This window comes from Pseudochelatococcus sp. B33, assembly GCF_053570585.1.
This window is the reverse complement of record NZ_JBSEFH010000022.1, coordinates 54,035-75,933: the sequence shown is the minus strand read 5'-3', so window position 1 is coordinate 75,933 and position 21,899 is coordinate 54,035. Positions and strand designations below refer to the sequence as shown.

Sequence of the window (21,899 nt, the reverse complement as noted above, 5' to 3'; positions counted from 1 at the left end):
TAGAACCAGCATGTTCAATGAGATGCACCGCTACAAGCTATTTTAGCTGAACACCGTGCTGGAGCAACGCGAGAACGAGATTTCCACGAAGAAAGTGCGATCGGCGATCGATGCACTCAGGGCTTTGGCCTCGCGCCCGACCGGGGTAGTCGCTCTGCATCGCATCAGAGTGTGGCGATAACCTTCTCGTCGATAGCGAAGCCGAGCCGCTGTTGTCCGTGAATTAGGAAAAATTTCTCCGATACCAACAGATGCTGGGTGGCGACATGGGCGTCCCTGAGTCGCTTCTGGAGCGGATTCGCTAAGAATGTCGAGGTGGCGCCGCCTAGCGTATACAAGGCGTCAACCACCTTCGAGGCTTCCTGAGCAGCGTGGCTGATGGCGAGGCGGGCGGTCGTCCTCTGGTCTACTGTCGCTGGATCGCCAGCCTGAATGGTTTCCCATATGCTGGCCAAAGATTCGCGTACGAATGCGGAGGCTGCAAGAAGCCTAGCTTCGGATTGAGCAACCGTCAGTTGCGTCAACGGAGTTTCAGCAAGTGTCGCCTCGCTACCAGTCGGAACCTTGTGCCTAGCCAGATCAACGAGTTCATGGATGGCCCCCCGCGCGTTCCCTAGCAGTACTGCAGCATAGGCAGCGGCGATGTAGACGAAGCCCGGAAAACGGGCAAGGGCGCTATCGACGGCAGGAACGAAGCCCTTGCCGAACTCAAGGATACGGTGCCCGGGAACGATGGCTCCCTTGCGAACCGAAAAATCATTTGAAGCCGTCGCCTTTAGACCGAACGCATGCCATGTATCATGCGGCTCAAAATCGCCGCGGGGGAGGAAGATGATGAAGAGACGGTCGCCGTCGAGAACCCCACCAGTCATCCAGTCTGCTTGAAGGCCACAAGATCCCCACGGCCACCGCCCCTCATCGACCCGCAGCCTTCCGTCAACCCATGAGCCGCGCCCCGTCGGGGCGAACGAGCCCCCTGTGAGAGACGCCGGATTGGCAACGTAGATTTCTCGGACCGCCTCGGGCTGCAGATACCATGCGAGCACGGATGTCGTAGATGAAACAGCAGCGTACCATCCGGCAGCCGCGTCCCCCTCCGACAGAGCTGCTATCGCGTCGACATAGGTCACGGGATCTGCCTCGGGTCCGCCATACACGGCAGGCACTGCTAGCCTGAACAGGTCGGCAGCCCCGATTGCGTCTACCACCTCTCGCGCCAGGACCCGAGCATTCTCCGCGGCGACGGCGTGCTCACGGGCAAGACTGGCAATCTCCCGCGCTCGCGAGACGAGGTCGCTGCCAGAGGCATTTAGCGGATGATTCACCGGGCTGTTCATGGAGAGGTACCTCATAAAGAGCGGCCGCGACTTGTTTGACGATAAATCGCAATGAATGGAATGCGGAGCAGTTCCGGTCTCCTTTCCAAGCATTTCGACGTTTGTACGATTCTCATAAATTACATATAGTTTATAAAAAATCTAGAATTCTATGGAAATAGCTATGCGATTCTCCGGAGAGGCTCGTGGGACGCCCCTGAAAGGGAGCATGCCCAACGTCTATAGATTGGTCTCGCCATATAAGAGGCAGAGGAAGGCATCATTACCCTTGCCGCGCCGCGTGTACCGACGCGCGTTTGCGTCACTCGATAGCAGCCTCCTGCTAGTCTATGAGCCTTGCTTCTGTGCCGAGACCTGAACCGCTCATGGATAGGATTGTCCGATTAAGTGCTTTCACGCACGCCAAATTTTCGACACCTGTAGTGCGCCATCTGCAGTATAGAATTGGCGATAAATCGTGCATGGACTGGGTATGAAAAACACCCTGGTCTCTGCGCGATTTCTTGTTGCCGGTTGTCAATTGCCGGTCCGGTAGAATCGTAGCAATTGTGCGTTGATTGCGACGATGATCGTGCTCGCGGACATGAAGATCGCGCCAACGGCTGGCGTCATGAGAAAGCCGGTGCCGAAAGTAATGCCCGCCGCCATTGGAATGGCAATGACGTTATAGGCGGTTGCCCAAATCAGGTTCTGCACCATTTTTCTGTAAGTAGCGCGCGACAGACCCAAGATCGCTGCAACATCGCGCGGATCGCTCCGAACCAAAACGATATCCGCTGATTCCACGGCCACGTCGGTCCCGGCGCCGATGGCGACACCGAGATCAGCCTGCACCAGCGCCGGCGCGTCGTTGACACCGTCGCCCACCATGGCGACCTTGAGCCCGCGGGCCTGAAGCTCCTTGATCTTGGCCGATTTCTGATCAGGCAGAACCTCGGCGAAATACTTGGCGATGCCGAGATCTTCCGACACGGCCTTGGCCACGCCCGCGGCGTCGCCGGTCAGCATCACCGAATTGACGCCCAGCCGCTTCAGTTCCGCGATGGCTTCCCGGGATTCGGGGCGCACGATGTCGGCCAGCGCGAGCAGCGCCTGCGGGACACCGCCTCGGACCAGCACGACAACGGTCTTGCCCTGCGCCTCAAGCTGCTTGAGACGTTCCCCGCCCACAGGATTGCCCTGCCGCGCCAGATGGCCGGGGCTGACGATGCGCACGTCCTCGCCGCCCACCGTCGCCGCGATCCCTTCACCGGTGATGTTGCGCACGTCGCCGGCTGGCGGCGGTACAAGACCCCTTCTCTTAGCCTCGGCCAGGATGCCATGGGCGATCGGATGCTCGGACCGGCTCTCGGCGGCGGCGGCGTAGCGCAGCGCCTCAGCCTCATCCCCGCCCGCCAGAAGCACGATGTTGCTGACCCCGAACCGGCCCTCGGTGAGGGTGCCGGTCTTGTCGAAGACCACCGCATTCAGGTTGCGTGCCCTCTCGAAGGCGGCCCGGTCGCGGATCAGGAGCCCGTTGCCGGCGCTGAGCGAGGTGCTGACCGCTACGACCAGCGGCACGGCGAGGCCGAGCGCATGCGGGCAGGCGATCACCATCACCGTCACCATACGCTCGATGGCGAACTGGAAGGGGGCGCCGAGGGCGAGCCAGACGACCAGCGTGCCGATGCCCACCGTCAACGCGATATAGGTCAACCAGGCCGCGGCGCGGTTGGCGATATCCTGCGTGCGCGAGCGGCTGGCCTGCGCCTCTTTCACGAGCGTGATGACCTGCGCGAGATAGGTCTTGTCGCCGGTGGCTGTGACCTCGATCTTCACCGAGCCTTCGCCGTTGATCGCCCCGCCGATGGCGCTTGCCCCTACCGCCTTGGAGACCGGCCGCGATTCGCCGGTCAGCATCGCCTCATTGAACGAACTCGCGCCCTCGATGATCTTTCCGTCCACCGGCACCTTGGCGCCGGGGCGGATGAGCACGCGGTCGCCGGGCTGGAGGGCGAAAATCGGAACATCCTGCGTCGCACCATCCGCGCCGATCTTCGTGGCGGTGTCCGGCAGCAGCCTGACCAGCTCCTCCAGGGCGCGCGAGGCGCCCATCACCGAGCGCATCTCCAGCCAGTGGCCGAGCAGCATGATGGTGATCAGCGTCGCGAGCTCCCAATAGAAGGACTCGCCGGGAAGGCCGAAGGTGACGGCGACGGAGTAAAAATAGGCGGCCGAGATCGCCAGCGCGATCAGGGTCATCATGCCCGGCTGCCGGTCGCGCAGTTCCGAGGTGAAGCCGGTCAGGAAGGGCCAGCCGCCATAGACATAGACGATGGTGGAGAGCGCGAAGAGCACGAGCCCGCCGCCCGGAAACGCCAGCGCGTCGCCAAGCCCCAGCCAGTGCTGGATCATCGGCGACAGCAGCAGGATCGGCGGCGTCAGCGTCAGCGATATCCAGAATCGGCGCCGGAAGTCGGCGATCATGGCAGCGTGGTCATGGCCGCCGTGCGCGGAATGGGTGGAGCCGGCTGCCGCGACGATGGAGTTGCCGTCAGGATGGTGATGCGCATGGCCGCCGTGATGGTCATGATGGCTGGCGTGGGACTTGTGATCGGTCATCGTCTGAAATCTCCGGGATAGGTGTTGTTTGCTCCGGAACGAGCAATCCGGGGAATGAAGGCGGGCACGCTGCGGGCGTAGCTTTCCCAAGCGGCGGCGAACTCCGCCCGTGCCGCCGTTTTCACCAGCGATGGCGGTTTCAGGCGGCGTAGTCGACGAATGCCATCATTCCCGCGGCCATGTGATAGAGATGGTGGCAGTGGAGCGGCCAGCGGCCGGGGTTGTCGGCGTCGAAGACGACGGTCACACGGGCATGCGGTGGCGCCAGCACCGTGTCGCGCACCGCACCGCGGATGGCCCTGCCGTCGATGCCGGTCACCTGGAAATGGTGGCCGTGCAAGTGCATCGGGTGCGCCATCATCGATGTGTTGACAAGCGTCACCGCGATCCGCTCGCCGTGGGCGGCTGTGAGGGCGTCGCCGCTACCGAAACCCCAGACGTAACCCGCCATGTCACCAGTGAGGGCGAGGGTGTAACGGCGGTCCGGCGCGCGGTGCGCGAGCGGTGCTGTCGCCGACAACTGCCTTTCGAGATCGAGATCGAGAACCGGCCCGGCAACCGCGCCATGCACCGGGATCTTTCGGACCGGCGCGCCGGGCGTGGCGAGGATGATGCCGGCGCGCTCGACGGCGCCCTCGCGCAGGGCGAGGATCGGCCACGCGCCTCCGCCTTGCGGCAGTTGCAGCCGGATGTCGACGCGCTGGCCCATGGAGACCGGGAAGGCGTTGCCCACAATTGGCCGCACGTCCTGCCCGTCGACAGCGATCAGGGTCCCGCCGAGGCCGCCGGTGTCGATGGTGAAGGCGGTCGCCGTCGCGCCGTTGATGATGCGCAGCCGTATCCGGCCGCCCCTCTCCACGTGCACGACTTCCGGATCGTCGAGCGTGCGGTCGTTGGCGAGATAGGCGTCGTACTCGATGTCGTTGAGGTCCATCACCGGTATCGGCATTGTGCCGTGTCCTCCGGCGGCTCCGTGCGCTGCAGACCCGTGCATCGCGGACTGGCTCATGGCGGCGCCGTGCTGGCCGCGCCCGCTACCCGTGGCATTCTGCAGCCGATTGAGAAGTTCCTCCGCCGGTGTGAAAGAGAAGTCGTGCAGCAGGATCACGACTTCCTGCTCGTCCCGCGCGCGGTCGGCGGCGGTGCGTACGATCAGCGGGGCGGCGAGAAGGTCCTGCTCCTGCAGCGTATGGGCATGCATCCAGTGGGTGCCGCCGGCGCCCGCCGGAAAGCTGTAACGGCGGGTTTCGGCCGGTTGCAGCAGGGCAGCCGGGTTGTCCGGCACGCCGTCCTGTTCCCACGGCGGCGTCAGACCGTGCCAGTGGATCAACGTCGGTGCATTGGCCCGGTTGGTGAGCGTCACGTCGAAGCTGCCGCCTGCGTCGAGAGTCAGCCCCTGCGTTCCGTCGGGCTGTGCGAGCCCGAAGACACGCGCGGCCCTGCCGTTGATGTCGAGCGTACGGGTGATGACGGCGAGCTGGCGCGTTTCGTCTTCAGCCGGAGAGGCCGGGCTGGCGGTTTGCGCCCGGGCAAGGCCGGGAAGGGACATGGCGGTCGGCGACGCGAGCGCTACCGCGCCGGCCGTCAGCCGCGTGAGGAAGTCACGACGATTCATGTTGGGAACCCGTTTCCATGCCGACACGGTGGTCGGCGAATTGATCTATGCGCGCCCTTGCGGCGCACAATCATCCACATGACGCCGGAGAGCGGCGTCCTGACGGCTTCAGACCATGGATCGGGGAGGAGTCAGCAAGGGCAAGACCGACAGGCCAAGGGAAATCTGGTCGGCCCATCCGTAATATTGCCTGACGGAAGCCGGAACGAAAGTGCTCGCATCCGCTGCACCGGCCACGACGGCGCACACGCCGCAGGCGAAGCTGCAGCATACCTTATAATCAGCCGCGTGTAACTGACCGTTTCCGGTATGGATCTTATGAACGGATACGGCGGCTTGATGTTGATTCCCAACGCCGTCTTGCGCCGGTACCTGAACGGTCTGGCTGTGGCACGGTACCGGCATGGCATGAGCCAACGGCGCAACAAACAACGCGACAGCAACCAGCAGGGCTGGCAGCAAGCGCATCCGTGAAAGCGTGTACCAAACGGCCATCCGCCAGCTCACTTTCCGCCACATGGTTTGCCGCTTGTAGCAAACCATCCGGTTGCGCCTCAATAACCGGCGCGTCGGCTTCCTGTCAAGGAAAGCCGATATCAAGACAACACGATCCGCCCTCGGATAACAGCGCCTCGCCGGCAGGAAGCGATATGCGGTGGGCCTGCATGTCTGCAGGTATCGCGTATCCCCGCGCGGGCGAAAATCGTTCGGAGGCGCTTTCCTAGCCCTTGCGCAACCACCGGTCTGCGAGTAATTTCCGGCGCAAGGGGTTGATCGCGATTACCCCGTGAGGCGGCAGCCTAAACATCGCGTCCATGTTCCCTGAAAGAGGAATGGACGTTCATGCCGTCTCATACCGAAATCACCGTACCGCAGCTTTCCCGTCTTGCCGGCCTGCCGACCGCGCCGGTCATCGTCGATGTCCGCGTGCAGGCGGACGTCGATGCCGACCCGCGCTTCCTGCCTGCTGCCCTGAGCCGCGACGCTTCGCGTGTCGCGGCCTGGGCCTGCGAATTAGCCGGCCGCCACGTCGTCGTGGTCGACGGCAGGGGGCGGGATTTCGCCCAGGCCGTGACCGCCTGGCTGCTCCACGAAGGCGCCAGAGCGGAAACGCTCGAAGGCGGTTTCGACGCCTGGCGCGCCGCCGGTGGGCTCCTCGTCAGGCCCGACAGGCTGCCACCGCGCGACGCCGCCGGACGCACCGTGTGGGTCACGCGGGCGCGGCCCAAGGTCGACCGCATCGCCTGCCCCTGGTTCATCCGCCGCTTCATCGATCCGAACGCCGTGTTCCTCTACGTCGGCGCGCCGGAGGTGACGGCGGTCGCCGAACGCTTCGGCGCAACACCCTTCGATATCGACGGGGTGTTCTGGAGTCACCGGGGCGAGCGCTGCACCTTCGACGTCATGCTGGAGGAATTCGGGCTCGTCTCCGAACCGCTCGGCCGTCTGGCGGCGATCGTGCGCGCGGCGGACACGGCGCGGCTCGATCTCGTGCCGGAGGCCGCCGGCCTTCTCGCCGCCTCGCTCGGCCTCTCCCGCATGTTCCGCGACGATCTCGAACAGCTCGAGGCGGGTCTGCTGCTCTACGACGCCCTCTATCGCTGGAGCCGGGATGCCACCGAGGAAACGCACAACTGGCCTTCCACCAAGAAGCCGGCATAACGGAGGTCGCTATGACAATCACTGTCACGACGGATGAAGCCGTCGCCGCGCCGGCCGTCCCGACCTTCGCCGAGGCGACGCGGGTGTGGGCTAAGATCGGCCTGCTCAGCTTCGGCGGGCCGGCCGGCCAGATCGCGCTGATGCACAAGGAACTGGTCGAGGACCGGCGATGGATCGGCGAGCAGCGTTTCCTGCACGCCCTCAACTACTGCATGCTGCTGCCAGGCCCCGAGGCACAGCATCTCGCCATCTACATCGGCTGGCTGCTGCATCGCACCTGGGGCGGAGTGGTCGCCGGGGTGCTGTTCGTGCTTCCCGGCGCGCTGGTCATGCTGGGCCTCAGCCTGCTCTATGTCTTCTTCCGGGAACTGCCGTTCGTCGATGCCATGTTCCTCGGCGTAAAGGCGGCGGTGCTGGCCGTCGTCATCGACGCCGTGCTGCGGATCGGCCGGCGGGCGCTCGCCAGCCCCGCGCTGGTCGCGATCGCGGTCGCGGCCTTCATCGGCATCTACGCGTTTCGTATCCCGTTCCCGCTTCTCATTGCGATTGCCGCCCTCACGGGCTGGCTCGGCAGCCGCGCCATGCCGCAGCTCTTCGTTGCCAAGGGGCACGGCGCGAAGGGGAGTGCGGCGGACGACGCGGGCGTGGTCGACGGGATGTTTGCGCGCGGGGAACTCACCCACGCCGATCCGTCGTCGGCGGGCTTCCTCAAGGTGCTGGCGCTGTGGCTGCCGATCTGGCTCGGGCCGGTGCTGCTGCTGTGGCTGCTGACGGGCTCGTCCAGCGTCTGGACGCAGCTTGGCGCCTTCTTCAGCGCGATCGCGGTGGTCAGCTTCGGCGGCGCCTATGCGGTGCTCGCCTATGTCGCGCAGGCAGCGGTCGACGGCTACGGCTGGCTCTCCACCGGCGAGATGGTCGACGGGCTCGGCCTTGCCGAAACCACGCCGGGGCCGCTGATCCTGGTGCTGCAGTTCGTCGGCTTCCTCGCCGCCTGGCGCGCGCCGGGCGCCCTCGATCCGCTCCTCGCCGGGGCGCTGGGCGCGCTGCTGACCACCTGGGTGACGTTTGCGCCGTGCTTTTTGTGGATCTTTCTCGGCGCGCCCTATGTCGAGGCGCTGCGCGGCAACAGGGCGATCTCGGCGGCGCTGTCGGCGATCACCGCCGCCGTGGTCGGCGTGATCATGAACCTCGCGCTGTGGTTTGCGCTGCATGTCGTCTTCGACGCGGTGCAGAGGGTCGACGTCCTCGGCGCCAGCCCCTATGTGCCGGTCCTTTCCTCGGTCAACTGGCGCGCGGCCGTGCTCGCCGCCGCCGCGATGGTCGCCATGCTGTGGTTCAAGGTCGGCATGATCACGACGCTTGTCGCCAGCGCGGCGGCGGGATTGATCATCGGCTACTGGCTGGCGTGACGGCCAGCCGGCCGGAAACGCGCCTCGAAGCCGTCGCTTCTGCCGGGCGCTGGCGAAGTCAGGGTCAGCGTCGCGCCGGTTCCTCTAGTGATGGCGGCGGCGATGGCAAGGCCGAGCCCCGAGCCCCCGCTGATGCTTCCCGCCCGCTCGAACCGGGCAGTGAGGCGCGAGAGAACTTCCGGCGGGATGACGGGGCCTGCGTTGCTAACGGTCAGCCCGCCGTCGGGTGCGAGCGTCACCTCGACCGGCTCGGCGGAATCGCCGTGGATCAGCGCGTTCTCGATCAGGTTGCGGGCGAGGATGGCGAAGGCGTCAGGGTCGATCCGCAGGCTTGCGCCGCCTTCGGGGAGGGTGAGCCGCAGCCGCCCGCCATGTCCGGCGCGGAGAAAGTCTTCCGCCACCATCGACAGGATCGGCGCCATGTCACTCGCGGTGTCGGCCAGCACGCCGCCGCCTTCCGCACGCGACAGGTGCAGCAGCTTTTCCGCCAGGCGGGCAACGCGCTTCAGCTCGGCCTCGATCCCCTGCGCACGCTGGCGCAGCGGTCCCTCCGGGGCCTCGGCGACGAGCCGCTGCGTCTGCGCAAGCACGGCAGCCACCGGCGTGCGCAGCTCGTGCGCGGCATTGGCGGTGAAGCTGCGCTCGGCGTCCAGCGTGCGGGAGAGCCGGGCCATCAGCCGGTCCACGGCGGTGCGGATGGGCTCCAGTTCGAGCTGCAAGCCGGGCGTGGTTAGCGGCGAGAGATCGGAGGCGTCGCGCCCCGCCACCTCGACGGAGAGCGCCGCCACCGGCGCAAGCCGCGCGCGGGTGAAGAGTGCGATGCCGAAAAAACTTGCCGGCAGCAGCAGGACGAGCGGCAGGAACATCGAGCCTATGGTGTCAAGCCGCGCCTCGCGCCGATAGGAAAACGGTTCGGCCACCTCGATCTGGTAGGCGCCCGACACGGCCGAGCGCGCGTAGATGCGGTGGTCGTTCACGGTGTGGAAGCCTTCGGCCAACGGTTGCGCGAAGACTGCGAGATCGGCGTCGTCCGAGAACAGCGCGATCCTGCCGTCGCGCCCGCGCAGGACATAGGTGATCTGCCCCGTCATCGGCGGCCCGAGCGCCGAGATCTGCCGCGAGGTGGGCGCGTCTTCCGCGTTGATCTGCTCGATGACCGCGAGCGGCAGGATGCGCTCGGCCGTCTGGCGCAGGGCGGCATCGAAGATTTCCTCCAGCTCGTGGCGGACGACGAACCCCGCCGTGATCATCGCCAGCAGCCAGAACAACGACAGCCCGAGCGACAGCCCCACCGCCAGGTCGCGGCGCAGGCTGGGGGGGCGGCCGGCGGGACTGGCGATTTCGGGCGCACTCATCCGCGCCCCAGCCGATAGCCGAGGCCGCGCAGCGTCTCGATACTGGCCCGCCCGAGCTTGCGGCGCAGACGGCTGACGTAGACCTCGATCGTGTTGCTCTCCACTTCCGCGTCGAAGGAATAGAGCCGTTCCTCAAGCCGGGATTTTGGCACGACGATGCCGGGGCGCTGCAACAGCGTCTCGAAGATGGCCCATTCCCGCTGGCTCAGCCCGATCTCGCCGCGCGGGCCGGTGACGCTGCGGGCGGCGAGGTCGATGGCGAGCGGGCCGAGCCGGATCAGCGGGTTGGGATTGCCCGTATAGCGGCGTGCTACCGCACCGACGCGGGCGGAAAGCTCGGCGAGGTCGAAGGGCTTGACCAGATAGTCGTCGGCTCCCGCGTTCAGCCCCTCGATGCGCTCGGTGATGCGGTCGCGCGCGGTCAGGATGATGACCGGCGTCACCGAGCCACCCCGGCGCAGCGCCCGCAGGAAGTCGAGGCCGCCGCCGTCGGGCAGCATCAGGTCGAGCAGGATCAGGTCATAAGCCACGGTCCGGGCGCAGGCGCGCGCATCGGCGAGCGTCGACACCCAGTCGGGCGTGTGGCCGTCGGCGGCCATCTGGGCGCGCACGGCATCGCCGATGCCACGGTCGTCCTCGACCAGAAGGATGCGCATGACCTGTCTCTCACCTGCCCCTGGCGATGGTCGGCCCGCAAGCTGACGCGAGGCTGAATGCTGCTGAGTGCGCCATTCAGCCTCGCGTCAGCCGGGCCATATATCCTCGTAACATTGAATGATTATAAAAAGGAGCGGCGGGATGAAACGACTTGCTCTGCTCGCGGCGCTTGCCTTCGCCGGCATTGGCGCCGGCGCGGCGCGGGCCGACGACGGCTGTCGCGTGCCGATGGCGCGCTGGCAACCGCGCGAGGCGGCGGGCCGGGCGGCCGAGGCGCTGGGCTGGCAGGTGCGGCGCATCCGCACCGACGACGGCTGCTACAGGATCGACGCCGTCGATGCGCGCGGCAACCGCATCGAGGCGCAGCTTCAGCCGGACACGCTGGCGCTGCGCCGGATCGAGGTGGAATTCGCCCCCGGTGGCGGCCTTGCGGATCTTGGCGCCGCGACCGCCGCCGTGCCCCCGTAATCGACAGGGACGCGATCCACAAGGGGATCGTCCGTCGACCATATATTCAGGACAACTTCACGATGTCTGATTCGAGACCCATCGGCTATTCATCGGCGCAGATCGCGCTCCACTGGCTCATCGCCGCACTGGTGTTCTTCCAGCTCATCTTCGGCGAAAGCATGAAGGCGGTGATCGATGCAGCCGAGGAGGGCAAGGCGATTTCCGCCACCGACGCGGCGTTGGGGAACGCCCATTACTGGGTCGGGATCGCGGTGCTCGCCCTCGTGGCGCTGCGTCTCGCGCTGCGCATCGCCCGCGGCACACCGGCGCCGATCGGCGAGGGCATCCTGACCAGGGTCGCAGTGGGCGCGCATCATCTCTTTTACGTGTTGCTCGTGCTCGCGCCGGTCACCGGGCTGCTCGGCTTCTATGTCGGCGAGCCTTGGGGATACCTGCACGAAATCTTGAAGCCCATCTTCATCGTCCTCATCGCGGTGCATGCTGCCGGCGCGCTCTTCCACGCCTTTTGGCTCCACGACGGGACATTGCGGCGGATGCTGGTTCCGCAAAGGAGCTGACCTCGCGCGCGGCCGGGCGGGGCGTTCAGCCCCGGTCGCTGCGGATCGGGTCGGCGAGGAGCCGCAGCCCGTTCAGCACCACCAGCACCGTGCCACCTTCGTGGCCGAGCACCGCGAGCGGCAGTGGCAGGTCGAGGAACAGGCTCGATGCCACCAGCACCGCCATCGCTCCCATGGCGAAGGCGAGGTTCTGGCGGATGATCCGCCGCGTGCGGCGAGCCAGCCTGCGGGCGGCGGCGAGCCGCTGCATGTCGTCGGACAGCAGCGCCACATCGGCGGCCTGAAGCGCCACCTCGCTGCCGGCGGCCCCCATGGCGATGCCGACATCGGCCCGCGCCAGCGCGGCGGCGTCGTTCACGCCGTCGCCGACGAAGGCCACCCGGCCGCGCTTCGTCAGTTCGCCGACGAGCCGCACCTTGTCCTGCGGCAGCAGATCGGCATGGATGTCGGCGGGCGCGAAGCCGAGGGCGGCGCCCATGCGCAGCCCAACCGCGCGGCGGTCGCCGGTCATCATGACGATGGTGGTGACGCCTTCGGCCTTGAGCGCGGCAAGCCCGGCCGAGGACGTCTCGCGCGGCCGGTCGGCCACACTGACGGCGCCGAGCACCCGGTTGCCGCGCCCGAGATAGACGACCGTCTGGGCGCTCTCGGCGAGCCGCGCGAACTCAGGCGTGTCCGCCGGCGCGCCCATCCGTGCCGCCATGCGCAGGTTGCCGGCCCACAGCGTGCCTTCGGTGTCGGCCCCGACGATACCCTCGCTCGGAATGGACTGCACGTCGCGCATGGCCGCCGGAACGATGTTGCGCGCCTGAGCGTGGCGACGGATCGCCTCGGCGACCGGATGTTCGGATTGCGCCTCCAGTCCCGCCAATAGCGCGAGGAACGCCGCTTCGTCGCCGCGGGCGGCGAGCCTCGTCACCTCGGCCTTACCGGTGGTAAGCGTGCCGGTCTTGTCGAAGGCGAAGGTGTCGACTTCGGCGAGCGTCTCCAGCGCCGCGCCGCCCTTGAACAGCACGCCGCCGCGCGCAGCGGACGCGAGCGCCGACAGGATCGCGGCGGGAACGGAGATCACGATGGCGCACGGGCTTGCGGCCACCAGCAGCGTCGCGGCGCGGTAGAGCGCGTCCCGCATCGGCCAGCCGAGCCAGGCGAAGGCCGCGAAAGCGAGCGCCGAACCAGCCAGCACCGCCACGGTGTAGCGCTGGCCGAACCACTCGCTGAACCGTTCCGACGGCGCGCGGGCGGCTTGCGCCTCCGTCACCAGAGCGATCATCCGCGCCACGGTGCTGTCGGCGACGGAGCGCGCCACCTCTACCGCCAGCACGCCGTTGAGGTTGACCGTGGCCTCGAACACCTTGGCGCCGGGGCGCTTGTGGACGGGCATCGATTCGCCGGTGATCGTGGCCTCGTCCAGCGATCCCTCGCCGTCAAGTATCACTCCGTCCACCGGCACGCGCGCACCCGGGCGCAGCATCACGACATCGCCCGGGGCAAGCGCCGCCGCCGGCACCTCGGTCACCGTGCCGTCCGGTTCGCGCCGCAGGGCGGTATCGGGACGCAGCGCCATCAGCGCCTCGACGGCGCGCCGCGCCCGGCCCATGGCGCGGTGTTCGAGCGTGGTGGAGATGCTGAACAGCGTCAGCAGCACCGCGCCCTCCAGCGCCGCGCCCACGGCGGCGGCGGCGAGCGCCGCGATCACCATCAGCAGGTCGATATCGAGGATCTTCTCACGCCACAGCGCCGACAGCGCCCGCGCCCCGGCCGGCAGCCCGCCGGCGAGATAGACCAGGGCGACGCCCGCCGGCCCCCAGACTCCCGGAACGCCGAAAGTGTTGAAGGCGGCAAGCGCCATGCCCGCCACGGTGGCGACGGTCAGCGCCGTCGTCAGACGGTCGGACGAAAGATCGACGTGCAATGCATCTCCCCCGCTCTGCGGCGCCGACAACGGCCCCGCGACGAGTGGGGGAGTTTCCTGACACCAGCCTGAACGCGGGCGCTTCCAGCCTGTCAGGCGGCGCGACGTGTATCGCCGGCTCGCTCGGCCTTTCCGGCGTCAGCTACGCCGGCTGACCGACACGGTGTCGTCCGGCTCGGCCGCGGTGCCCTGATTGGCGGCATAGACGAAACGGCCGTCCGGGGTGGCATGGACCTGGATAGGCTGGCGCCCGACATCGATGCGGGCAACGACCTGCCGCTGCGTGGTATTGATGACGGTAACCCTGTTCTCGCCACGCAGCGAGACGTAGACGCGGCTGCCATCGGGCGTGAAACCGACCTGCACGGGAGCGGCGCTCGCCACGATCCCGTCGACCTCCGTCAGCGAACCCGTGTCGATGACCGATACCGTGCCGTCCCGGACATTGGCGACATAGGAGGGACTTCCCGTCCGGGCTCAGGCGCAACCCGTGCGGAGATTCGCCCGTTGCCGCGGCTGCAACCGCCTTGCGTGCCTGCAGATCGACGGTCGATACGGTGTTGTCGCCCGCATTCGTCACGTAGGCGCGCTGGCCCTCCGCGTCCGCCACGACATGGGCGGGATGGCTGCCGACAACGATCGAATCTCCCGGCCCGGACGCGGAGCTGTCCTTGCGCAGCAGAACCAGCGCGCCCACCGCCCCGTCGTGCCCATGACCGCCGTCGCCGTCATGGCCGTCGTCCGCACACTTTCCACCGCCATGGCCGTGGGAGGTTTCGTTCTCCTCCCCCACAACCGTACCGGCGGCGAGCAGGAGATTTCCGGCCAGCACGAACTGGACATTATGCAGCTTGATGCCGATCGCGACGATGTCCACGGTTCCGTCGTATAGGTTGATGCGGCTGATCGTGTTTCCGTGCTCGTTGGCCGTGTGGACGAAGCCCGATGCAGCGGGCTCCGCATTCCCCGGGAGAAAGGAGGACGACAGCGCCAGTGCCGATGCAGCGGCAACTACGAGGGTCGAATAGAACTATCCCCATAACGGCGATCTTGATTGTATTAACGGCGGAACATGGCGCACGTCCAAGCCGTGCAGGGGGCGGTAGAGTCGCACGGAGCCGCTTGACGATGCTGCAATCGCTTTCAGGAAACCAATGGATCGTACCTGCACACAAGGGGTTATCCGCGCAAAAAAACACGCCAAGATATCCCAAAACGCTCTCTCTCGTGCTGACAACCTGCTGACAAAGAGCCATCGCGCAAGCGCTGTAAGCAAAAACGGTCCCGAAGGACCGTCTTTATCGCTTTGATTTTCCTGAAGAAATTTGGAGCGGGCGAAGGGATTCGAACCCTCGACCCCAACCTTGGCAAGGTTGTGCTCTACCCCTGAGCTACACCCGCATCCATTACCGGCGGAGCGGTTGTCGCCGCTGCCGATGGGTGGGTTATTGCGTGAAACTTCGCTGAGCGCAAGCCCCATTTTTCGGGCTGTGGAAAAATACTCCGGCTAATTGTTCAAGGCCCGGTTAACGCACTGTCACACAGTCATATTCTGCTTGAGGCGCGGCACGTCGCCAGGGGCATCACCCGGCCGTGGGGCGGCGAATCGGCGGTGGATGAGGAAACCGCAGCCATTCGGAATTGGCCAGAACTCATGCCGATAGCCGAAAACGTTACCCCGTTGAGTATCGGCCAAGCCCATGCGACGCTTGAGCAAAACCGGCAGACGACCGGTCGAAGGCCGGGCGCGCTGGTCTCATGCATCATCGGGAGGAGGGGGGTTCCTCCCCGTTTCGCCGCGATCGACGCTTTTGCGGCTGCCGCTTCCGGCCGTCCGTCGTCAGGCAGGCGCCGGACCCCGTTTCCGGGAATGGGGGTATCGATCCTCATCCCGCAGTGGAACAATCCGGTAAAAACGTCGAGGTTTAATGACGTGAAATAATCTCGTGCAATAGTATCCCGACAAGACCTATATGCATAGGAGATAATAAGTCATATGCCACCTCAGAACAAGCCAGATCAGACGACACCGGCGAACATGAAGCGGGCTGACCCGCCTATCCCCAACGAGCTGAAAAATCAGCACGTGGCGGACATCGTTGACTATCTCAATACTCAGCCCCTGGAAGCGGTCGTCAACACCATAGCCCGACTGCCCGAAGCCTGGGCGGTCGATGTGCTCGACTATCCGGCATTCGAGCAGGCGTCGTCCGTCATCGAGGCCCTGCCGCTCGACAAGGCCGCGGCCCTGCTGGAGGGGATGTCCGCCGACCGCGCGGCGGACGTGCTGCGCTGGATACCCGAGCCGCAGCACACTACGATCCAGAACGCGCTGTCGGAGGAAACGCGCAGGTCTCTTGAAACGCTGCTGTCGTATCCCGAGGGGACCGCCGGCAGCCTGATGACGACGGAATTCGTCTCGGCTCCCGCCGACTGGACGGTGCACCAGACGCTGGACCACATTCGTGTGGTTGAGGCCAGCCGGGAAACCGTCTATGCCGTCTTCGTGCTCGATCCGGCGAGCGGCCGGCTGGTGCAGACGGTGCGCCTGCGCCAGCTCATCTCCGCCGATCCCGAGGCGCCGGTCCTGTCGCTCACGGAAGGCAAGCCCGCGCCCATCAAGGCGTCGCCGCACACCTCGCGCGAGGACGTCGCGCGCCTCATCTCCCGCTACGACCTCCTGGCCGTGCCGGTGGTGGACAGCACCGGACACATGCTCGGCATCGTCACCGTCGATGACGCCATCGACGCGATCCTGCAGGAATCGACGGAGGACGCCCAGAAGATGGGCGGCATGGAGGCGCTGGACGAGCCCTATATGCAGGTCGGTTTCATCGACATGTTCAAGAAGCGCGCCGGGTGGCTCGGTATCCTGTTCCTCAGCGAGATGTTCACGGCGAGCGCCATGCAGCATTACGCCGACGAACTGGAGCAGGCCATCGTCCTTGCGCTGTTCATCCCGCTCGTCATGAGTTCGGGCGGCAACTCGGGATCCCAGGCGACGTCGCTGATCATCCGCGCGCTGGCGCTTCAGGAAGTCAGGCTGCGGGACTGGTTCCGCGTCGCGCTGCGCGAGTTGCCGGCGGGCGTGGCGCTGGGCGCATTCCTCGGGATCATCGGCGTCATGCGCATCGCCGCCTGGCAGTTGCTGGGCATCTACGATTATGGCGAGCACTGGGTGCTGATCGCCTTCGCCATCGGGGCGTCGCTTGTGGGCATCGTCACTTTCGGGTCGATGGTGGGGTCGATGCTGCCCTTCGGCCTCAAGCGGCTCGGCTTCGATCCGGCCAGTGCCTCGGCTCCCTTTGTAGCGACTTTCGTCGACGTCACGGGCATCGTGATCTACTTCTCGATCGCCTACATCTTCCTCAAGGGCACGCTGCTCTGACGGCCGCACAGCGCTCCAGCTGTTTGAGTTTGCGCGGCTTTGTCGACGAAAAGTAGCCCCCGCTTTTCTGCACGCTGCGCTAGAAATCGATGCCCATTTTTGGCGCAGCGTGTCAGGATCCGGTCATGCCGATTCGTCCGCTCGCCACGCGCGCCGTCGCCCTGCTCCCCCTTCTCGGACGTTACGGTGCCGGCATGGGCGTGCGCGGTCTCGAGGTCGTCGGCAAGCTTGGCCTCTACATGCTGGCGGCCCATTCGCTCGGCGCGCACGATGCCGGGTTGTTCTTCCTGTGTCTGACCTGGGCCGGCCTGGTGTCGACCGTGGCGCGGATGGGACTCGAACGCGCGCTCACCCGGCACATCGCGGCGGAGCTTGCGGTCGGCAATGGCCGCGCGGCGAGGGCCGATCTGCTGGCGGGCCTGCTGTGGACCACCCTTGCCGGGCTGGCGGCAGGGGCACTGACTTATGGGCTGGCGCGCCCCGCCGCTCTCTACCTGTTCGCCGAGCCCTCGCTCGCCGTGCCGCTCAAGTTCGCGGCGTTCGCCATACCGCCGCTTACGCTCACCGTGGTGGCGGGCAGCGTGCTGGCGGGCTTGCAGCGAGGTGTCGTGGCGCAGCTCGTCCAGAATGCCCTGTGGCCCCTGCTGACCCTGCTGGCACTGGTGGCCTTCGCCGGCCGGCTCGATGACCTGCTGATGGCGATGATCGCCGCCATGCTGGCCGCCGGCCTGTTCGGCCTCGTCCTGATCGTGCGCCGGTTTCGGGATGATGGCGATACGGCAGGAGGCGCGGAGAGCGCCGATGACGGCGTCGCGCTGCCCGGATTGTGGCGAACCGCCCGGCCGCTCTTCGTGGTGGAGATCATTCAGGTCTCGCTCGCTTCGTTGCCCATGCTGGCGCTCGGCGTCTTCGCCAGCCCGACGGATGTCGGCGCGTTCAGCGTCGCTCTCCGGATATCGATGCTGATATGGGTGGTCATCCTGTCGATCGGCGCGATGACCGCGCCGTCCTTCGCCGCCTGCCATCGCCGGGGCGAACTCGCGGAGCTGAGGCGGATCAACCGGCAGACGCGTTCGTTCGTGATGCTGTTCGGCCTGCCCGCGATCGCGGTCATGCTGCTGTTTCCCGCCACCTTGCTGAACCTGCTCGGGCCCGGGTTCGACATGGCCAGCACGGCCCTGGTCATCATGGCGGCGGGGCAACTGGTGAATTGCCTGCTGCCGTGTCAGGACATCGTGCTCGCGATGACCGGGCGCGGCGCCCACCTGCGCACGCTCAACATCATTCAGTTCGCGACCTGTATCGTGCTCGGCGTCGTGCTGCTGCCCGCGTTCGGGATGACCGGCGCGGCGCTGGTGACGGCGATCAGCATCGCTCAGGGGGCCATCGGCACCACGCTGATGCTGCGCCGCCTGATGCCCGGCGCGTTCTAGAAGCTGGAGCGCAGCAGCCGGAAATTGTCCTGTTCTATCAATAGGGGGCAGGGCCGGCGGCGGACGGCACTGCAGCCGGAGACTATCAACAGCTTTCGACGCCATAACGCGATTTGCCTGTGTATTCATAGTAATGATTAGAATACCCTGATAACCTTTTGATAACCATGTTCAAGTCCGAAGAAAATCTTGATCCGCCCGGTTCCTGGAGGGATTGCTGGGGGAGGCCGGCACGGGCAGGAAAACCGCTAGGGAAACCATACGGGAACCGGCACGATCCATAAAATAGCTTCTATATCAATTCGTTATCCTCAACCCCAAGCCTGCCCCCGCATCGCGAGGGAAGCCGCAAGGGGTGCAGTGGCGGTGTCGCGGCTATTTTATTTCATGGTTTATAGTTTATTGCGTTAAGTCATTAGTACCATCCCGCGAATCACCAATAACGGCTCTCATGATTTCCAACAGGATGCACCGGCAGTTTTCGGGCCGCCGTTCGGCGGATTGCGTGCCCGGCCAAGGGATTGGCCGGGCATGACGGTGACACGTGCACGGGGTGAGGGGCGTGATGGCGCGCCGTGGTTCCCGCGGCAGGGCTGGCCGGCGGACAATCCGGACGGCCGGCTGCGGCCTGCGGCGCGGCGCGTGACCCTGCGGGATATCCTGATCGCGATGTCCTACTATCGCCGTATCGGCGTTCTGGTCGCGCTGATACCGCTGGTGATCGGGATCGTCGCCGCCCTCGAGACGCGGACGGAATATACGGCCGATGGCCTGCTGATGGTGCTCGTCACCCGTGAGCAGTCCGGCAATCAGGGCCTGACGGACTCGGGGCCGGCGGTGCTGTCCATCGAGGGGCTGAAGGTGGTGGAGAGCGAGGTCAGCATCATCGGCAGTGCCGATGTCGTGCGCGCCACCATCGACGAGATCGGTGCGGACAGGCTGTTTCCCGACACCGTGACATGGTGGCGGCCCATTCTGTCTCTCCTCCGCCAGGACGATGCCGGCGACCGGCTTGTCGAGCGGTTCCGCGACGCGCTCGGCGTCCGGACGCAAGCCGGCTCCAACATCATTCAGGTCAGCTTCAGACATCCGGATCGAAACATGGCGATCCTGACGGCGGATACGCTGATCCGGAATTACCTCGAACGCCGGCGCAAGCTCTTCGATAACCCGCGTTCCGGGCTGCTGGCGGAACATGTCCAGACGCTGTCCATGCAGCTCGCGGCAAAGGAGACCGAGCTGCAGCGGACGAAGGCGGATGCCGGCGTCATCGACATCGTGCAGGATCGCCTGCTGGCGGCCAATCAGGTCGACAGCGTCATCCAGCGCACCCGGCAGGTCCGCGAGCGGCGCGAGGCCGTCATCGGGCAGCTTGCGGTCGCGCAGGCGCAGACGACGGAGACCGAGAGCAAGGTCTTCGACTTCCTCCAGCGCAGCAACGCGGCGACGAACGACGACGACAGCAACATGCTGACGCGGCTGCAGGCCGAACGCGTGCAGCTGCTGGGCAAATACGCGCCCGGCCATCCGGCCATCCAGACGATCGACCGGCAGATCGCGGCCGTCCGCGAGATCATCCGCAATCCCGAGCAGAAGATTGCGTGGACGGATCGCGAAGTGCGCAATCCGGCCATTTCCTTCCTGACCAATATGGTCATCAACCTGACCGTCGAGAGGGACGCCATCGACCGGCAGTTGACGGAACTGGCGTCCCAGCGCGCGACGGCCGAGAAGCGCGTGGAGGAGCTGCGCGAGGCGGACACCTTGCTGACCCGGCAGACGCGGGAATACGACATTCTGACTTCCGCCTATCAGGAATACGTGCGCCGTGCCGAAACCGCGCGAATGGAGGAGGAGGCAGCGGCCCTGCGCTTTTCTAACGTGCGGCTGGTCCAGTCGCCCCAGGATGCCGTGACCAGCCGCAACATGGCGCTGCCGTTCCTGGTCGCCGGCCTGTTCGGCAGCGTGCTGTTCGGCGGTGCGGCGGTTGCGAGCGCCACGGCCTTGCGCTCCACGTTCATCAGCCCCGGCGAGGTGGAGCGGGCGACACACCTGCCGCTGCTCGCGGTCTTCCCGGACACCGCATCCGATTTCGCCGGCGGCGGCGCGGGCGGCACCGTGTCGGCGCTGGTGACCCGGCTGTTCAGCGCGCCGGTCGACGACCGCTCGCTTGCCGTCCTGATGCTGGCGGATGTCGGCGCCGGCGACGACAGGGCCCGCCTCACCAGGGCGATCGTGCGCGAACTGAGCGCCGGGCGCGGGCAGAAGGTGCTGCTGATCGAGACGTCGGCCGCCGGGTCGGAAGCGGGAAGCGGCGATGTCGTGTCCGAGCCCGGAGCGGCGCTGTCCGCGTATGGGGCGATCGTCACGCAGGGGGCGGTCGACGGGCTCCACATCGCGCGGATAGACAGCGCCGCGCTGCTGGGCGTCGGGCATTCCCTCAGCGGCTCGCTGCGGCAGCTCTTCGACGCGCTGCGCTCGCAGTACGCGGTGGTGCTGCTCTCGGTTGCTGCTTCCGACAACGTGCCGCTCACGGAATATCTGGCCGCCTCGGTTGATGCCACGCTCCTCGTCGTGCGGGCCGAGCGCTCGCGCGAGCCGGCGCTCCTCTGGCTGCGCGATACGCTTCTCGACGCGGGCGGCGGCATCGTCGGCATCGTCTTCACGGGCAGGAAGTTCTATTTGCCGGAGAGGATCTATCGATGGTCGTGACCACGCGTTCCGCCGGCGCCGTCCTGCTGTGCCTGCTTCTAGCCGGCTGTGCCAGCCAGGCCAGGAACGAAGCGCCGCTCGACACCGGCCACGGCATCGATTTCACCGAGCGCAAGCCCGAGGGCTTCGCCGAGTGGTCCGACACGCCCTCCGCCTACAGGGTCGGCCCGGGCGACAAGCTCAAGGTGAAGTTCCTGCTGACGCAGGAGATGGACGAGGAAGTCACCGTCACGCCCGACGGCTTCATCGGTCTGCGCGCCGCTGGCGGGCAGGTCAAGGTGGAGGGCCGGACGTTGCCCGGGATCGAGGGCGCCATCCGCGCCGCCGCGCGCAAGACGGTGGCGAGCCAGCCCGTCGCGGTCTCGCTGGAGGAGGCGGTATCGTCCAAGATTTATGTCGGCGGCGCGGTGGCGCGGCCCGGCGCGTACAGGATCAGCGATCTTCAGGTGGGCAGTCTCGAGGCGCTGCTGCTGGCCGGCGGCCTCTCCAACGAGGCGCGTCTGGGACAGGTGGCGGTCATCCGTCGCGGTCCCGAAGGCAAGCCCATGCTGCGCACCATCGACGTGCGCGATATCATCCAGACGGGCGGCGCGACGGATATCCCGCTGCGGGCAGGGGACGTGCTCTACGTGCCGCGCAGCTCGATCGCCGAACTCAACCTCTGGGTGCAGCAGTTCATCGAAGGCGTTGTTCCCTTCCAGCGTTCGTTCAACTATACGATCGGTGCCTACCGGACGACGACGGGCGGGTTCATTCCATGACAGGGTGACGGGACGATGGCGGCATG

The 21,899-nt window shown here is 66.3% G+C and carries 17 protein-coding genes and 1 tRNA gene; 9 read left to right on the top strand and 9 right to left on the bottom strand.

Annotated elements, in window-relative coordinates:
- Positions 1–164: 164 nt before the first annotated feature.
- The 4 genes from ACUSIJ_RS21995 to ACUSIJ_RS21980 all read right to left on the bottom strand — a co-directional run bounded on the left by ACUSIJ_RS21995 (position 165) and on the right by ACUSIJ_RS21980 (position 6,096).
- Positions 165–1,352, bottom strand: coding sequence for an acyl-CoA dehydrogenase family protein (locus ACUSIJ_RS21995; protein WP_449310575.1), 1,188 nt, complete (start codon positions 1,350–1,352; stop codon positions 165–167).
- A 501-nt stretch (positions 1,353–1,853) separates the two neighbouring features.
- Positions 1,854–3,938, bottom strand: a complete 2,085-nt coding sequence (locus ACUSIJ_RS21990; RefSeq protein ID WP_449310574.1) for a copper-translocating P-type ATPase — start codon at positions 3,936–3,938, stop codon at positions 1,854–1,856.
- 139 nt (positions 3,939–4,077) lie between these two features.
- A complete protein-coding gene (locus tag ACUSIJ_RS21985; protein WP_449310573.1) occupies positions 4,078–5,553 on the bottom strand; it encodes a multicopper oxidase family protein in 1,476 nt (491 codons plus the stop codon).
- Between the two features lie 108 nt (positions 5,554–5,661).
- On the bottom strand, positions 5,662–6,096 hold the full coding sequence (locus tag ACUSIJ_RS21980) for a hypothetical protein (RefSeq protein ID WP_449310571.1): 435 nt from the start codon (positions 6,094–6,096) through the stop codon (positions 5,662–5,664).
- A 300-nt stretch (positions 6,097–6,396) separates the two neighbouring features.
- On the opposite strand from ACUSIJ_RS21980, the gene ACUSIJ_RS21975 reads away from it, so the two are divergent.
- Both ACUSIJ_RS21975 and chrA read left to right on the top strand, forming a co-directional pair.
- Positions 6,397–7,215, top strand: a complete 819-nt coding sequence (locus tag ACUSIJ_RS21975; RefSeq protein ID WP_449310570.1) for a chromate resistance protein ChrB domain-containing protein — start codon at positions 6,397–6,399, stop codon at positions 7,213–7,215.
- 11 nt (positions 7,216–7,226) lie between these two features.
- Positions 7,227–8,624 (top strand): chromate efflux transporter, encoded by a 1,398-nt coding sequence (chrA, locus tag ACUSIJ_RS21970; RefSeq protein ID WP_449310569.1) that lies wholly within the window; start codon positions 7,227–7,229, stop codon positions 8,622–8,624.
- On the opposite strand, the gene ACUSIJ_RS21965 is transcribed toward chrA, so the two are convergent.
- Positions 8,609–9,979: an ATP-binding protein gene (locus ACUSIJ_RS21965; RefSeq protein WP_449310568.1), complete on the bottom strand. Its 1,371-nt coding sequence runs from the start codon at positions 9,977–9,979 to the stop codon at positions 8,609–8,611. The two genes, chrA and ACUSIJ_RS21965, sit on opposite strands and share 16 nt — an antisense overlap.
- Positions 9,976–10,635 (bottom strand): response regulator, encoded by a 660-nt coding sequence (locus ACUSIJ_RS21960; protein ID WP_449310567.1) that lies wholly within the window; start codon positions 10,633–10,635, stop codon positions 9,976–9,978. The genes ACUSIJ_RS21965 and ACUSIJ_RS21960 overlap by 4 nt, the downstream gene beginning before the upstream one ends.
- A gap of 142 nt (positions 10,636–10,777) precedes the next feature.
- Here ACUSIJ_RS21960 and ACUSIJ_RS21955 point away from each other — a divergent pair, with 142 nt between their 5' ends.
- Together ACUSIJ_RS21955 and ACUSIJ_RS21950 are read left to right on the top strand one after the other, a co-directional pair.
- Positions 10,778–11,104 (top strand): PepSY domain-containing protein, encoded by a 327-nt coding sequence (locus tag ACUSIJ_RS21955; protein WP_449310566.1) that lies wholly within the window; start codon positions 10,778–10,780, stop codon positions 11,102–11,104.
- 62 nt (positions 11,105–11,166) lie between these two features.
- A complete protein-coding gene (locus ACUSIJ_RS21950) occupies positions 11,167–11,664 on the top strand; it encodes a cytochrome b (protein WP_449310565.1) in 498 nt (165 codons plus the stop codon).
- Positions 11,665–11,689: 25 nt separating this feature from the next.
- Here ACUSIJ_RS21950 and ACUSIJ_RS21945 read toward each other — a convergent pair whose 3' ends face one another.
- Positions 11,690–13,579: a heavy metal translocating P-type ATPase gene (locus tag ACUSIJ_RS21945; protein ID WP_449310564.1), complete on the bottom strand. Its 1,890-nt coding sequence runs from the start codon at positions 13,577–13,579 to the stop codon at positions 11,690–11,692.
- Between the two features lie 138 nt (positions 13,580–13,717).
- Entirely contained in the window at positions 13,718–13,999 is a 282-nt protein-coding gene (locus tag ACUSIJ_RS21940; protein WP_449310602.1) for a YncE family protein, read from the bottom strand.
- A 70-nt stretch (positions 14,000–14,069) separates the two neighbouring features.
- On the opposite strand from ACUSIJ_RS21940, the gene ACUSIJ_RS21935 reads away from it, so the two are divergent.
- Entirely contained in the window at positions 14,070–14,471 is a 402-nt protein-coding gene (locus ACUSIJ_RS21935; protein ID WP_449310563.1) for a hypothetical protein, read from the top strand.
- Positions 14,472–14,905: 434 nt separating this feature from the next.
- Here the strand turns inward: ACUSIJ_RS21935 and ACUSIJ_RS21930 are convergent.
- A tRNA-Gly gene (locus tag ACUSIJ_RS21930) sits at positions 14,906–14,980 on the bottom strand.
- Positions 14,981–15,575: 595 nt separating this feature from the next.
- Between ACUSIJ_RS21930 and mgtE the strand changes: the two genes are divergently transcribed.
- From mgtE to ACUSIJ_RS21910, 4 genes are all read left to right on the top strand, one after another.
- A complete protein-coding gene (gene mgtE, locus ACUSIJ_RS21925) occupies positions 15,576–16,967 on the top strand; it encodes a magnesium transporter (protein ID WP_449310562.1) in 1,392 nt (463 codons plus the stop codon).
- A 125-nt stretch (positions 16,968–17,092) separates the two neighbouring features.
- Positions 17,093–18,400, top strand: a complete 1,308-nt coding sequence (locus ACUSIJ_RS21920; protein ID WP_449310561.1) for a lipopolysaccharide biosynthesis protein — start codon at positions 17,093–17,095, stop codon at positions 18,398–18,400.
- A gap of 531 nt (positions 18,401–18,931) precedes the next feature.
- Positions 18,932–21,112 carry a GumC family protein gene (locus ACUSIJ_RS21915; protein WP_449310560.1) on the top strand — a complete coding sequence of 727 codons (2,181 nt, stop codon included), beginning with the start codon at positions 18,932–18,934 and terminating at the stop codon, positions 21,110–21,112.
- Positions 21,103–21,873: a polysaccharide biosynthesis/export family protein gene (locus ACUSIJ_RS21910; RefSeq protein WP_449310559.1), complete on the top strand. Its 771-nt coding sequence runs from the start codon at positions 21,103–21,105 to the stop codon at positions 21,871–21,873. Before ACUSIJ_RS21915 ends, ACUSIJ_RS21910 begins: the two co-directional genes overlap by 10 nt.
- The last annotated feature ends 26 nt before the right edge of the window (positions 21,874–21,899 follow it).